The 13,502-nt window shown below is 72.3% G+C and carries 11 protein-coding genes; 4 read left to right on the top strand and 7 right to left on the bottom strand.

The features are described 5' to 3' along the window. Positions 1–213 precede the first annotated feature (213 nt). Positions 214–759 (bottom strand): HAD domain-containing protein, encoded by a 546-nt coding sequence (locus tag ACIQHQ_RS01640; protein ID WP_402609017.1) that lies wholly within the window; start codon positions 757–759, stop codon positions 214–216. 242 nt (positions 760–1,001) lie between these two features. On the opposite strand from ACIQHQ_RS01640, the gene ettA reads away from it, so the two are divergent. Genes ettA through ACIQHQ_RS01655 form a run of 3 tightly spaced genes read left to right on the top strand, consistent with a single transcriptional unit; the run spans position 1,002 to position 3,751 of the window. Then, positions 1,002–2,666, top strand: coding sequence for an energy-dependent translational throttle protein EttA (gene ettA, locus ACIQHQ_RS01645; RefSeq protein ID WP_390981344.1), 1,665 nt, complete (start codon positions 1,002–1,004; stop codon positions 2,664–2,666). 6 nt (positions 2,667–2,672) lie between these two features. Beyond that, a complete protein-coding gene (locus tag ACIQHQ_RS01650; protein ID WP_402609020.1) occupies positions 2,673–3,086 on the top strand; it encodes an acyl-CoA thioesterase in 414 nt (137 codons plus the stop codon). Beyond that, positions 3,083–3,751, top strand: coding sequence for a hypothetical protein (locus ACIQHQ_RS01655; protein WP_402609022.1), 669 nt, complete (start codon positions 3,083–3,085; stop codon positions 3,749–3,751). Before ACIQHQ_RS01650 ends, ACIQHQ_RS01655 begins: the two co-directional genes overlap by 4 nt. A gap of 18 nt (positions 3,752–3,769) precedes the next feature. Here ACIQHQ_RS01655 and ACIQHQ_RS01660 read toward each other — a convergent pair whose 3' ends face one another. Then, positions 3,770–4,183 carry a globin gene (locus ACIQHQ_RS01660; protein ID WP_402609023.1) on the bottom strand — a complete coding sequence of 138 codons (414 nt, stop codon included), beginning with the start codon at positions 4,181–4,183 and terminating at the stop codon, positions 3,770–3,772. A 59-nt stretch (positions 4,184–4,242) separates the two neighbouring features. Between ACIQHQ_RS01660 and ACIQHQ_RS01665 the strand changes: the two genes are divergently transcribed. Further along, a complete protein-coding gene (locus ACIQHQ_RS01665; RefSeq protein ID WP_402609025.1) occupies positions 4,243–5,226 on the top strand; it encodes a methyltransferase domain-containing protein in 984 nt (327 codons plus the stop codon). Positions 5,227–5,234: 8 nt separating this feature from the next. Here the strand turns inward: ACIQHQ_RS01665 and ACIQHQ_RS01670 are convergent, their stop codons facing one another. The 5 genes from ACIQHQ_RS01670 to ACIQHQ_RS01690 form a co-directional block, all read right to left on the bottom strand. Continuing rightward, positions 5,235–6,650 (bottom strand): FHA domain-containing protein, encoded by a 1,416-nt coding sequence (locus ACIQHQ_RS01670; RefSeq protein ID WP_402609027.1) that lies wholly within the window; start codon positions 6,648–6,650, stop codon positions 5,235–5,237. Between the two features lie 32 nt (positions 6,651–6,682). Next, positions 6,683–8,029, bottom strand: a complete 1,347-nt coding sequence (locus ACIQHQ_RS01675; protein WP_402609029.1) for a VWA domain-containing protein — start codon at positions 8,027–8,029, stop codon at positions 6,683–6,685. 99 nt (positions 8,030–8,128) lie between these two features. Then, positions 8,129–9,544 (bottom strand): PP2C family serine/threonine-protein phosphatase, encoded by a 1,416-nt coding sequence (locus tag ACIQHQ_RS01680; RefSeq protein ID WP_402609031.1) that lies wholly within the window; start codon positions 9,542–9,544, stop codon positions 8,129–8,131. Between the two features lie 3 nt (positions 9,545–9,547). After that, entirely contained in the window at positions 9,548–12,103 is a 2,556-nt protein-coding gene (locus ACIQHQ_RS01685; protein WP_402609033.1) for a tetratricopeptide repeat protein, read from the bottom strand. A gap of 17 nt (positions 12,104–12,120) precedes the next feature. Beyond that, positions 12,121–13,452: a hypothetical protein gene (locus ACIQHQ_RS01690; RefSeq protein ID WP_402609035.1), complete on the bottom strand. Its 1,332-nt coding sequence runs from the start codon at positions 13,450–13,452 to the stop codon at positions 12,121–12,123. Between the last annotated feature and the right edge of the window lie 50 nt (positions 13,453–13,502).

A 13,502-nucleotide genomic window follows, 5' to 3' on the forward strand; every position in this document is an offset into this window, starting at 1 on the left:
AATGTCCCTAACACTGCGATGAGCGCAACGAGCACGGCCTGCATAGCGACAAGTTCAGCAGGCCTGCCCCCTGCTGGCGAGACCACGACCGACAGCAAGTTCTGGCATGACGGTGTGGGTCGAATGCGTGTCGACACGTACGCTGTCGGCGCCCTCAGAACTGCCAGGAGTGCTGGTCGGGGCAAGACTTGCCCAACAGTGCGTGAGCGTCTTCTAAGCGCCTGCCCCTCGGCTAGTTCCCAGCGCTTCGAGCCAATCGGCGAACACGGAGAAGTCGGCTTCTTCCAGGCCTTTGGTCGGGTCGACGCGATGAAGAAGTGACGGACCTGGGTGCTGGGCAGTGACCCAGAGGCGGTCCATGCTGCTGATCTCGTCGTCGACCCAGATGAACGGCCGGCACTTGGCCCACTCGACGAGACGAGGGGTCTTCCAGTGCAGGCCCCGCGGACTGCGGTCGGCGTCGGCCTCGGCACCGGCGTCCGGCCACTCGACGACGGGCAACCTTGGCAGTCCGATGCGTGGGGCGACGGCTTCGTTCGCCTCTTCCATCCATGTCGAGGCCCACACCAGATCACAGCCCAGGGCCGTGAGGCGTGATCCAAGATCAGGGGCAAGGCGCCCAAGCAAGGGGTTCCCTTGTTCGATCGACACCTCAGAGTCGGAAGCCGGGGCTTGCAGGCCGCTGAAGCCGGTCCCGAACGGGATAAGGGGTCCGTCGACGTCAAGAAAGAGGAGGGGGCGCTCCGCTGCGCTTGTCACGGCCGCACCATAGTCCGACGTGGCAGGGCGGCGACACCTCCTGTCCTGGGCCGTCTCTGGGCCGTGCGAGGGTGCCCGATGCCGACCGATGGCGACCGACAGTGACGGTCGAGTCTCAGTCGCTCAGCACGAACCCCCAGGTCACAGCCCCCCACCCATACGCGTTTCCGCCCAGGGGTGGCGGTACGGCAAGATGGGGTGTATCTGCCCACTGCCAGTTTCAAGCTGCCGGACGGTTTCTCTTGGCTGAGTTCATTTACACCATGCGCAAGGCGCGCAAAGCGCACGGCGACAAGGTGATCCTCGACGACGTGACGACCAGCTTCCTGCCGGGGGCGAAGATCGGCGTCGTCGGCCCGAACGGCGCCGGCAAGTCGACGATCCTGAAGATCATGGCCGGCATCGAGCAGCCGTCCAACGGTGACGCCTTCCTCACTCCCGGTTACACCGTCGGCATCCTGCAGCAGGAGCCGCCGCTGACCGAGGACAAGACCGTCCTGGAGAACGTCCAGGAGGGTGTCGCCGGGATCAAGGGCAAGCTCGACCGGTTCAACGAGATCGCCGAGCAGATGGCGACCGACTACACCGACGAGCTCATGGACGAGATGGGCAAGCTCCAGGAGGACCTGGACCACGCCAACGCGTGGGACCTGGACGCCCAGCTGGAGCAGGCCATGGACGCGCTGGGCTGCCCGCCCGGCGACTGGCCCGTCACCAACCTGTCCGGTGGTGAGCGCCGCCGCGTCGCGCTGTGCAAGCTCCTGCTGGAGCAGCCCGACCTGCTGCTGCTCGACGAGCCCACCAACCACCTCGACGCCGAGTCGGTGAACTGGCTGGAGCAGCACCTGGCCAAGTACCCGGGCACCGTCGTCGCGGTCACCCACGACCGGTACTTCCTCGACAACGTCGCCCAGTGGATCTGCGAGGTCGACCGCGGTCGCCTCTACCCCTACGAGGGCAACTACTCCAAGTACCTGGAGACCAAGGCCGCCCGCCTCAAGGTCGAGGGCCAGAAGGACGCCAAGCGGCAGAAGCGGCTCAAGGAAGAGCTGGAGTGGGTGCGGTCCAACGCCAAGGGGCGTCAGGCCAAGTCCAAGGCGCGTCTGGCCCGCTACGAGGAGATGGCCGCCGAGGCCGACAAGATGCGGAAGCTGGACTTCGAGGAGATCCAGATCCCGCCGGGCCCGCGCCTGGGCAGCATCGTCGTCGAGGTCAACAACCTCAGCAAGGGCTTCGGCGACAAGCTGCTCATCGACGACCTCAGCTTCACGCTGCCGCGGAACGGGATCGTCGGCATCATCGGGCCGAACGGTGCCGGTAAGACGACCCTGTTCAAGATGATCCAGGGCATCGAGGAGCCGGACTCCGGCTCCATCAAGGTCGGCGACACCGTCAAGATCTCCTACGTCGACCAGAGCCGCGAGAACATCGACCCGAAGAAGTCGCTGTGGGCGGTCGTCTCCGACGAGCTGGACTACATCAACGTGGGCCAGGTCGAGATGCCGTCGCGTGCCTACGTCTCGGCCTTCGGGTTCAAGGGACCGGACCAGCAGAAGCCGGCCGGTGTGCTCTCCGGCGGTGAGCGCAACCGGCTGAACCTCGCGCTCACGCTCAAGCAGGGCGGCAACCTGCTGCTTCTCGACGAGCCGACGAACGACCTCGACGTCGAGACCCTCAGCAGCCTGGAGAACGCGCTGCTGGAGTTCCCGGGTGCGGCCGTGGTCGTCTCCCACGACCGGTGGTTCCTGGACCGGGTCGCCACGCACATCCTCGCCTACGAGGGCGAGTCCAAGTGGTTCTGGTTCGAGGGCAACTTCGAGTCGTACGAGAAGAACAAGATCGAGCGGCTCGGTCCGGACGCCGCCCGTCCGCACCGCGCCACCTACAAGAAGCTGACCCGGGGCTGATCGATCTTGCGGCACATCTACCGCTGCCCGCTGCGCTGGGCGGACATGGACGCGTACGGCCACGTCAACAACGTGGTGTTCCTCCGCTACCTGGAGGAAGCCCGTATCGACTTCCTGTTCCGCCCGGAGAAGGACTTCAAGCAGGGGTCCGTGGTGGCACGCCATGAGATCGACTACAAGCGGCAGCTCGTCCACCGGCACCACCCGGTGGACGTCGAGCTGTGGGTCACCGAGATCCGGGCCGCGTCGTTCACCCTCACCTACGAGGTGAAGGACGGCGACCAGGTCTACGTGCGGGCCTCGACGGTGATCGTGCCGTTCGACTTCGAGGCGCAGCGCCCGCGCCGGATCACCGCGGAGGAACGGGAGTTCCTGCGCGAGTACATGGATGACGCCGAGGAGGAGGCCGTCGCCGCATGACGGTGCTCCACCTCGCCGACGAGGGGGAGGCGGCGGATCTCGCGGCCTTCCTCTCCCGGCTGCTCCACTACGACCGTGGGGCAGCGGTGCGGCTGCAGGCGGCCGGCACCGCGCTGGCCGTCTTCGGGCGGCCCCCCTCCTTCGAGGTGCTGGCCGTGCGGGCGGTACGGCTGGCGAAGCCGTACGAGAAGGGACTCGAGGCCACGCTGGACGTGACCGTCTCGGCCGGTGAGCTGCTGGAGACGGTGGATGAGAACGCCGGAACCGTCCTTGTGCCGGGTGCCGTGACCGGGCCGCCGTGGGCCGGTGTGCTGCCGCCCCGCGGGGGCTGGCGGGCCGAGCCGGGGCTGCCCTCTCCGGACGCCCTGCGGTCCCTCGTCGCCGCCGTCGTCGCCGAATTCCGTTCCCGGACGCGGGAGTTGCCCGCCGAGCGGCGGACGCGGGACGAGCTGGACCGGATCGGGCGGGACATCTGGTCCCGTACGGTCGGGGACACCCGGCTCCCCGTCCGGGCCGTGCACGCGGCGCAGTCCCTCGGGTTCCTGCGGCCCGGAGTGCCGCCGGCACTGTTCTCCTCGGGGCCGTGGCTGAGGCTGCGCACACCGTACGGGTCCGTCGCCGTACGGCGTGCCGGGCTCGGGGCGCTGGACGTCAGCGTCCGCTGACCGGCCCCCCGGCGGGCGTCAGCCCGCGGTGTTGACCATCGAGGCCGCCGCGTACGTCAGGTAGTTCCACAGCGTGTGCTCGTGCTCCTCGGACAGGCCCAGCTCCTCGACGGCGACGCGCATGTGCTTCAGCCACGCGTCGTGCGCCGCACGGTCGACCGCGAAGGGCGCGTGCCGCATCCGCAGCCGCGGGTGGCCGCGGTTCTCGCTGTACGTCGTGGGGCCGCCCCAGTACTGGATGAGGAACAGCGTGAGGCGGTCCTCGGCAGGGCCCAGGTCCTCCTCGGGGTACATGGGTCGCAGCAGCGGGTCCTCGGCGACTCCCTCGTAGAAGCGGTGGACGAGCCGACGGAAGGTCTCCTCCCCGCCGACCTGCTCGTAGAAGGTCTGCTCCTGAAGCGTGCCGCGCGGAATCTCATTCACGCGATCCATGGTCTCAGACGCCCCGGCATAGGACTCAAGACCTAGGTCCTTGCCCCTACTGTGGAGACATGGGCGGCTACGCACTCGGCAGTGAACTCGACGGTCTCGCCGCCGCCGCGCGGGCGGCACTGGTGCGGCGGATCGAGGCGAGCGGGGTCTGGGCCGCCGATCCGGGCTGGCGGGAGGCCTTCGCGGCGGTCCCGCGGCACCTCTTCGTGCCGTACTACTACGTCGGTGTCGCCGGCGGCTACGAACGCCGCTGGGGCGAGAGCGCCGACCGCGGGGCGCGGGAGCGGTGGCTGCGGGGCGCCTACGAGGACACCCCGCTGGCCACCCGGCTGCGCGACGGCGAGCTGCTGTCCTCCAGCAGCCAGCCGTCCCTGATGGCGGACATGCTGGCCGCGCTGGACGTCGCGGACGGCCACACGGTCCTTGAGATCGGCGCAGGCACCGGCTACAACGCGGCGCTGCTGTCCCACCGGCTGGGCGACGACAAGGTCACCACCGTCGACCTCGACCCGGAGATCACCGAGTCGGCCCGCAGGCACCTGGCCGCGGCCGGGTACCACCCGGTCGTCGTCACCGGAGACGGCGCCCGGGGCGTGCCGGAGCGCGCGCCGTTCGACCGGATCATCGCCACGTGCGCCCTGAGCACCGTCCCGTGCGCCTGGGTGGCCCAGAGCCGCCCGGGAGGCCGGATCCTGATGCCGCTGGCCACCGGCCTGATCGTGCTGACGGTGACCGGCGCCGGGGACGCCGAGGGACGCTTCCTGCACACACCCGCCTACTTCGTGCCGCTGCGCGGGACCGGCCGGCCCGGGGGCGAGTCGGCCCAGCTGGGCGGGGTGCCACGCCGGGCCCGGGAGGACGACCTGTTCCGCTTCCTGCTGGCCCTGACCCGCGGCAGCCTCGATCCGCAGGAGGCGCACGCGCTGTGGGAGCGGGAGGGCAGACCGCAGCGCGAGCGCTACGGCATCACGGTCCGGGGCGAGCGGGAGTGGGCCTGGCTGGACGACCCGGAGGGGCCGTACGCCTGGCCCCTCCCGTCGTGACGGGGTCCTCAGCCGCGGCGGATCGTGATCGTCGTCCAGGCGCCCACGTGCACCCGGTCGCCGTCCTGGAGCGGTACGGGGACGAACGGCTGGATCGGTTCCTCCGAGCCGTTGACCGTCGTGCCGTTCGTGGAGTTCTGGTCGACGACCGCCCAGCTGCCGTCCGGCTGCTGGACCAGCACCGCGTGCTGGTGCGAGACGCCCGGGTCCTCCGGCGGCACCGACAGGTCGATGTCGGGGGTGTCGCCGGTGGAGTGCCGACGGCGGCCGATCGTGAGCTGGTTGCCGGTGAGCCGGCGCTGCTGCTCCGGCGAGTACGCGGGCAGGTTCAGGCCCGCGGCCTCGGGGCCGGAGCGCTGCATCATCGCCATGAAGTAGTCGCGGTCCGGGCCGATGGTCGCCGTCCACGTCGCGGGTCCCCGCGGCGGCTGGGGCTGCTGGGGGAAGCCGCCGGGGCCGGGAGGTGCCTGGGTCGCGCCGGGCTGCGGGTAGCCGTAGCCGCCCTGACCGGGGCCACCGGGGCCGCCCGGGCCGGACGACGGCGGGGAGATCACCCAGTCGTCCTCACCGCCGCCGAAGGACGGACCGCCCTGCTGCGGAGGCCGCTGCGTCTCCCGCGGGAATCCGGGCGGGGCCGACGGGCCGGACTGGTGGTAGGCCTGCGGAGCGCCACCGGGGCCACCGGGGCCACCGGGACCGCCGGGGCCAGGCGGGGGCGGGACCGGTCGGGAGGGGTCGGCACCGAATCCGGGCGGACCGGGAGGCCCGCCGGGCCCCCCAGGACCACGGGGGCCGGGAGGAGCCTGGGTAGCGCCGGGCTGCGGGTAGCCGTAGCCGCCCTGCCCGGGGCCGCCGGGGCCGCCCTGACCGGGGCCGCCGGGGCCGCCCTGACCGGGGCCGCCGGGGCCGCCCTGACCGGGGCCGCCGGGGCCGCTCGGGCCGGGGCGGCCGGACGGGTCGCCGCCGAACGGCGGGATCGGCTCGGCCGGACGGTTGATCTGCGAGGGGCGGGAGCCCTGGTACTCGTAGGAGTCACCGCCGCCGTACGGCGGCCCGGGCGGGCCCTGCCGGCCCGGCGGCTGGAAAGGCGCACCCGGACCGGGCGGCGGGGCCGCGGGCGTGTACGACGTCGCCGTGTTCGTCAGGAAGTTCCACCGGCACTCCTCGCAGAACGGGGCGCCGCCCTCGCGCGGGGTACGGCACTGCGGGCAGAGCTCCGGCGCGGCGTTCGGTACGGCGGACAGGTGCGGCGGGCGTCCGCCGGGGCCCTGGGGGCCGCCCGGGCCGGCGGGGGGCGGGAAGCCGTAGCCGCCGGGCGGCGGCGGGGGAGGAGGAGGCGGAGGCACGGCACCCGCCATGCGGTGACCGCAGACCTCGCACCAGTCGTCGGAACCCGACTGGTGTCCGTTCGGGCAGGTCGGCATGTCGGCGCGTCCCTCCTTCGATCTCTTCTAGGTCACTTCTTCACGCGAACAGTCTTGGTGGAACGGGTTTCGAGTGTCATCTCGTCAGCCTCCGCGACCTTCGCCTTCAGTCGCACAGTACCGGTCGCGGCATCGACCACGTCCACCACCTTCGCAAGCAGTTTCGCAGTATCGGCGTTCCCGGAGGCACTCGCGAGCTGAACGGCTCGGCCCAGTTTGGCCGTTGCTCCATCCATATCTCCCGACTTACGAAGATCCAGCCCCTGTTGGATGACTTGTGCCAGTTCGGCCTGCCCGGTGTAGTGGGCGACCTGAGGGTTGATCGACGTCGAGGCGACCATGTCGTCCGTCCACACCGCCCGCACCAGGCCTTGCGCACCGAGGTTCTGGGTGCTGCCGTCGGGCTGCGGAATGACCAGCGAGATCCGGGCCGCCAGCATCTCCTGCCCGATGTGCGCGGCCGGGACCTCCACGCAGACGTGGTAGTCACGGGACTCGTCTCCCCAGGAACCGAGGGGGTAGTCGCCGGCGCGCGGGCCCGCCTCGGTGCGCCGGCCGGTCAGTTCCACGACCGTCGGCGCGACCTGCTTGACGAACTTCACGGTCGTGCCGACCGGGGTCCACAGCCGCAGGGAGACGTCCGCGACCTCCTTGCCCATCGCCGTCTCCATCATCTGCGTGAAGTCGGCGGCGAGCCCGGCCGGATCGGCGACGATGTCGGCCGTGCCGAGCAGGGCGGAGGCGATCGCTGTGACTTCTTTCACTTCCCAGTCCGTGCCCACGCCGCGCGCGTCACACGTGAACCTCCCGGCGCACGCGTCGAGCGCGGCCTTCAGGTCCTCGGGCGACTCGTGCTCGTTGCGGCCGTCGGTGAGCAGGATGCCGTGCCGGATCGCGACGTCCGCGGAGGACAGCAGGCGGTCGGCCAGTCTCAGCCAGGTGCCGATGGCGGTGCCGCCGCCGGCGCTGAGCGAGCGCAGCGCCTGCTTGGCCTGCTCACGGGTGGTGGCGTCGGCGACCGCGACGCGCCCACCGCCCGGGTAGACCTCCTTCGCCACGTGTGTCCCGCCGATCACCGCGAAGTGCACACCGTCACGCAGGGTGTCGATGGCCGCGGCCGTCGCGTCGCGGGCGTTGCGCATCTTGGTCGGCGGGTAGTCCATCGACCCGGAGCAGTCGACCATGACCGCCACGGCCGCGGACGGGCCCTGGCCGGGCGAGTAGAGGTGGGGCGCGGCGACCGCGCTGCCGATCGTTCCGCCGCCGGTCGCCGTCACCGTGACGATGGCGTTGACCTCGCCGGCGCCCTCCGGCAGGTACTCGTTCTGGTACACGTCCACCGAGAACTGGGGCACGTTCGACTTCGAGAAATTGGCCATGCCTGCTTCGATCCCCCTCCAAAGCCCCCGCCGCGGCGGGGTGATGACGGTAGGCGGACCGGTCCCCTCCGGTCCGCCGAGGCGTCCCCGTACGTGGCCTCAGGCCGATCCTGCCCCCTGGGGCACGGCCGGGAACGGCACGAGCGCCACTGTTACGTTGTCGTGGCCCCCGCCGTCCAGGGCGTGGCCGAGGAGCACCCGGGCGCTGTGCAGCGGGTGCACGGCGGCGTCGAGCGGGACGACCCGGGCCATGTCGTCGGCGGCCTCCGCGTAGTTCCACAGGCCGTCCGTGCAGACCACCACCACGCCGGGCCGGTCCGGCTTGAACGCGGCGGTGTGCGGTTCCAGCTCGTAGGCGTCCGCGCCGAGCCAGCCGGTGATCGCGTGGGCGCGCTCGTCGGCGTAGGCCTCGGCCTCGTTCATCAGGCCCGCGGCGACCATCTGCGCGGCCCACGAGTCGTCCTCGGTGAGCCGGGCCGGGGGAGCGCTGCGGTCGACCGGGACCCAGTAGGCGCGGCTGTCGCCGACCCAGCCGACGATCAGCAGGCCCGACGTCACCACGGCGCCGACGATGGTGCAGGCGGGGGCGTTCTGGTGGGGGGCCTGCTCGCGGGCCGTGGCGGGTTCGCCGGCGAGCGAGTTGACGGCGCGCGAGGCGGCGAGGATCGCGTCGTGCATCGCCTGTTGCGGGTGCGTGCCGCGCGGCAGGGCCGCCAGCAGCGCCTCGCCCGCCGCCTTCGAGGCCGCCGCTGAGGCGTCATCGGGGCGGGTCGCCGAGGAGACGCCGTCGCAGACGATCGCGACGGAGGCGGGGGAGCCGTCGGGCAGCGCGGTGGTGCCGATGGCGAACGCGTCCTCGTTGCGGTGGTGGCGCAGACCGCGGTCGCTGACCGCGGCCACCGGGCCGGACTCCTGCTCCATGTGGTCCCGTTCGCGCGGCTGGGCGTGGCCGCAGTTCTCGCAGTAGCCGTCGTCGTCCACGCGGCCGGCCCGGCAGGCGACGCAGACCTTGCCGCCGGTGCCCGCGGCCTGGGCCGCCGGCTCGGCGGACACCCGTGGGTCCGGTGCCTGGAGGAGGTACTCGTCGGGCTGTGTCTGGTAGATCTCCGGCGACGCGGCAGGCCCGTCGGGCTGCGGCGGCCGGTCGAACCGTACGCCCGCGGCCGGGGCCGGCGGGGCGCTCGGGGGCGGGGGCGTCTGAGGCGGCAGCGCGGAGCCGCCCGAGTCGGTTCCCGGCAGGTCCGTCGGCAGGTGCACCGCCTCCGGGGCCCCCGCGCCGTCCGGCCCGGGGGCGGGCCAGGCCGCGCCGGCGGGTGGCGCCGGCGGGGGCTCGGGGTACGCACCCGCCGGAGCACCCTGGGCGGGCACCGAGCCGTTCATGGTGATGGTCGGGTTGTCCTGAGGCCGTGCCGGCACGGCGGACAGGTCGTATCCGCACGCGCCGCAGAAACGGTCACCCGACTCGAGGGGTTCCTCGCAGCTCGGGCAGGCGGACAACTGGGGCATCTGCGACATCAACTACACCCACGTCCGGGGGCGGTAACGATTGGCACGTTCCACCAGGTCGATCCTCTCCTCGCCGCCCCGCGCCAGCCGGGCCAGCGTGCGGTACGAGCGTTCCAGACCGAAACGCAGGCCCCGCTCGTCCAGGCCGCTGCCGAGCAGCGTCCGTCCCCCGGCGGCGGGAGGGGCGGAACCCTGGCCCCCGGAGAGTACCCAGTCCAGCGCGCAGCCGAGGACTTCGGCCGACAACTGCTCCCGGCGCGCCGGATCCAGACCGTACGCCTCCAGCGCCTCGACCTGCGCCGCGGCGGCCGTCAGATCCTCCAGGAACGACGCGTCCGAGGCGGTCGCCGCGCGCTGCCGCAGCCGCGCCCGGACGGCGGCCACCCGCGCGGCCGTGTAGTGGATGGAGGACTCCGGCACCGACTCCAGCGTGCGTACGGCACCCCGCCGGTCCCCGGTCGCCAGCTGCACGCGGGCCAGGCCGAACGCGGCGCTCACATAGCTCGGGTCGGTCGACCACACCAGCCGGTAGTACTCGGCGGCGTTGTCGAGCTGTCCCAGCACCTCCGCGCACAGGCCCAGCGCCAGCTTGGGCGCGATCTCGCCCGGGAAGGCGTCGTAGATCGCGTCGAAGGCGAGCGCGGCGCCCTCGTCGTCGTCCGTCACCAGCGCGGCCACGCCCCGGTACCAGACCACTCGCCAGTCGTCGGGCCGTTCACCCTCCAGCGTGACCAGCGCCTGGAGCGCGGTGGCCGGCTCGCCGGTCTCCAGCCAGGCCCGGATCTGCCGCAGGCGCGTCTCGATCGACGGGGCCGGAGCCGCCGCCAGGGCGCCGAGCAGTTCGGCGGGTGCCGAGGTCATCAAGCCCGCCAGGAAACCGGCGTTGGGGTCCCCCGGGTCCACCCTGGGGACGGGCAGGGCGAAGGCGGCGGCTGGGGCGTCGACGGGCTTGACGAGGCTGTGCGGGCCCTCGGGCCGCCGCGGGTGGGGCAGGGAGGCGGCAGCGGCGGGCGCCCGGGTCCGCACCGCCCGGGCCCCGAGCCGGGACACCTCTGCGTCCAGTCTCGGGAACAACTCCGTGTCCGTGACCCGCAGCTCCGGTCCGAAGAGCGTGGACAGGGCCGGGCGGGCACGACCCGTCTGGAGGGAGACGACCTCCCGCAGGACGCCCGTCAGCTGCTCCGTCATCTCCTGCGCGGAGGCGAAGCGGCGGGCGGGGTCGGGATCCGTGGCGCGGACCAGGAGCCGGTAGAACGACTCGTACTGCCGGAACACCTCGATGTGGTCCGGGTCGGGCAGGGAGTCGGCGTAGACGTTGGTGTAGCCCTGGAAGTCGAACGTCATGACGGCGAGGGTGCGGGCGACCGTGTACAGGTCGCTCGCCACCGACGGGCCCGCCTCGGCCACTTCCGGGGCCTGGTAGCCGACCGTGCCGTAGATGGCCGACTCCTCGTCGTCCATCCTGCGCACCGCGCCCATGTCGATCAGCTTGAGCTGGTCCTCGGTCTGGATCGCGTTGTCGACCTTGAAGTCGCAGTACAGCAGGTTCCGGCTGTGCAGGTGCCCGAGCGCCTCCAGCGCCTCGATGCCGTACGCGCAGGCCTGCTCCACCGGCAGCGGGTCCCGTCTGCCCTGCGCGGTGCGGCGGGCGTTGGCGATCTCCTTGAGGGACTTGCCGCCGACGTACTCCATGACGATGTAGCCGTCGAGCGAGCCCGTGCGCTGGTCCAGGTGCTCCACGAAGTTGTAGATCCGCACGATGTTGGCGTGCTCGATCTCCGCGAGGAAACGACGCTCGGAGATCGCCGCCGCCATCGCGTCCTGGTCGCCCGTGTCGAGCAGGCCCTTGAGGACCACCCAGCGGTCCGAGACCGCCCGGTCGACGGCGAGGTAGATCCAGCCCAGGCCGCCGTGCGCCAGGCAGCCGACCACCTCGTACTGGCCGTGCACCACGTCCCCGGCCTTCAGCTTCGGTACGAACGAGTACGGGTGGCCGCACTTGGTGCAGAAGCCCTCCGTACGGCCCGGCCGGTCGCCGCGCGCCCGGCCCACCGGCGCTCCGCAGTCGGAGCGTGAGCAGAACCGCTTCCTCTCGGGCACCTCGGGGTTGTCCAGGACCATCTCGCGCGGGTCGGGCCGCGGGATCGGCGGCACCTGCACCAGTCCGGCGCCCAGCCGTCCCCGTGACGAGGAACCGGCGGTCGAGCCGGAGCTGCGCACCGACACCGAGCGGCCCGCCGACGCACCCGAAAGGGACCGTGAGAGACGTCCCGACACCGAACGGCGGGACTTCGACGACTGGGAGGAGGTCCGCGAACTGCGGCTGCCGGAGCGCAAACCGCCGCTGCCGGCGGACCCGCGGGAGCCGCCCCTGCCGCCGGCGGTGATGCCGGTGGGAGGTGAGCCGACCATGCCTCTCCCGGAGGGGGCAGCCGCGACGACCGGGGCGAGACCGCAGGTGTCGCAGTACAGTTCCCCGCCGCCCACGTCCTCGTAGGTGCCGCCGCAGGCGGGGCGCTGGCAGGTGCGTCCGGACGCGCCGGGTGGCTCCTGCGGTGCCTGACTCATGGACTCCCCCTCGTCACTCATGCGCCCGGCCCCCTCCGGTCGTCCTCGTCCTGCCCCGGCACCCGCGGGCCGCCGCCCAGCAGCTCGGCGGCCGCGTGCTGGTAGCGAAGCACCGCCTGCTCGGCGACGCGCAGGTCGCAGGGGGCGCTCCACAGCATGCGGCGCGCCTTCTCGTATCGCTCCACCAGCAGGGTGTCCTCCGCGAAACCGTGCCGGGCGACCTTCGCCTTGTACGCGTCCAGCCGGCCGCGCAGCTCGGCGCGGACCGCCAGCGGGGCGGTGACGGCCGTCAACGACTCGCGGGCGCGCAGCAGTTCGTCCTCAGCCTTCTGCTCCAGCGACTCCAGCAGCGGGGACAGCCGGTGCCACTGCGCCTGCCTGCGGTACTCCGCGGCCGCCGCCAGTTGCTCCTGCAGCACGGTCGGCGGACCGCTGACGACCGGCACCTCCGTCGCCGCGATCTTCGCCAGGACCTCGCCGCGTGCCGTGCGCGCCTCGGCGAGCGTGCGGTCCGCGCGGCTGAGGATGTCCCGCAGCCGCACGATCCGCTTCTCGGCGTCCTGGCGCACGGTCAGCACGGCGTCGATCTCGCGGCGTACGTCCTCCAGGGCACGTGCCTCGCGGTCGTACACCGTCGTGTCCGGCCTGCCGCCGCCCGGCGCCGAACTGCCCTCCGCGGCCAGCCAGAAGGCCAGCGGGTCCGAGACCACCTGCTCGCGCAGCTTCGTCAGTATCCGCGTGATGCGCTCCAGGTCGTCACCGGCCGGGTGCTCGCCGGGGCGCACGCCGACCGAGTGCGCGAGCCGGCGGGTGCGCTGGAGTTCCGCCGCGAGCAGATCGATCCGGGCGGGCAGAGCCGACCAGACCGCGTCCGCGGCGACGACCATGTCCAGGCTCGTCGCGTACAGCTCGTTCATCCGGTCGACGAGGGCGGAGAGCGAGTAGCGCTCGCTGAGCTTGGTCGGACCGCCGTGCAGGGTCGGGGCGTTGGCCGTCGCCGTGGCGCTGCCCGCGACGGTGACCGAGTCGCCGTTCAGCAGCTCCGTCAGCTCCACCAGGTCCTCGCGGCTGGACCAGCGGCGGCGGGCGCGGATGTCGCGGGCGGTGCGCAGCGCGTCGGTGTACGCGTCGAAGTACGTCCACAGCAGCGTGATCGACGCCTCCGTGGACGTCCAGCGCTCCTGGGTGACGCCCGTGAGCTGGGCGCCCTCCAGGAGTCTGCGGCCCGCGTGGTCCTGCAGGGCGAGGAGCGAGGTCTCGATCGCCTCGTGCTCCGCGCCGAGCCGCGCCAGCGCACGGTCCACCTCGTCCCGGTCCATCACCGGCCCGGTGGATCCCGTGACGCCCATCGATCACCTCTCGCTGCGGTCGTGTGTCGCGTGTCGTCTGTCGTCGTCTG

The organism is Streptomyces sp. NPDC092370 (assembly GCF_044755265.1).
Taxonomy (GTDB): Bacteria; Actinomycetota; Actinomycetes; order Streptomycetales; family Streptomycetaceae; genus Streptomyces.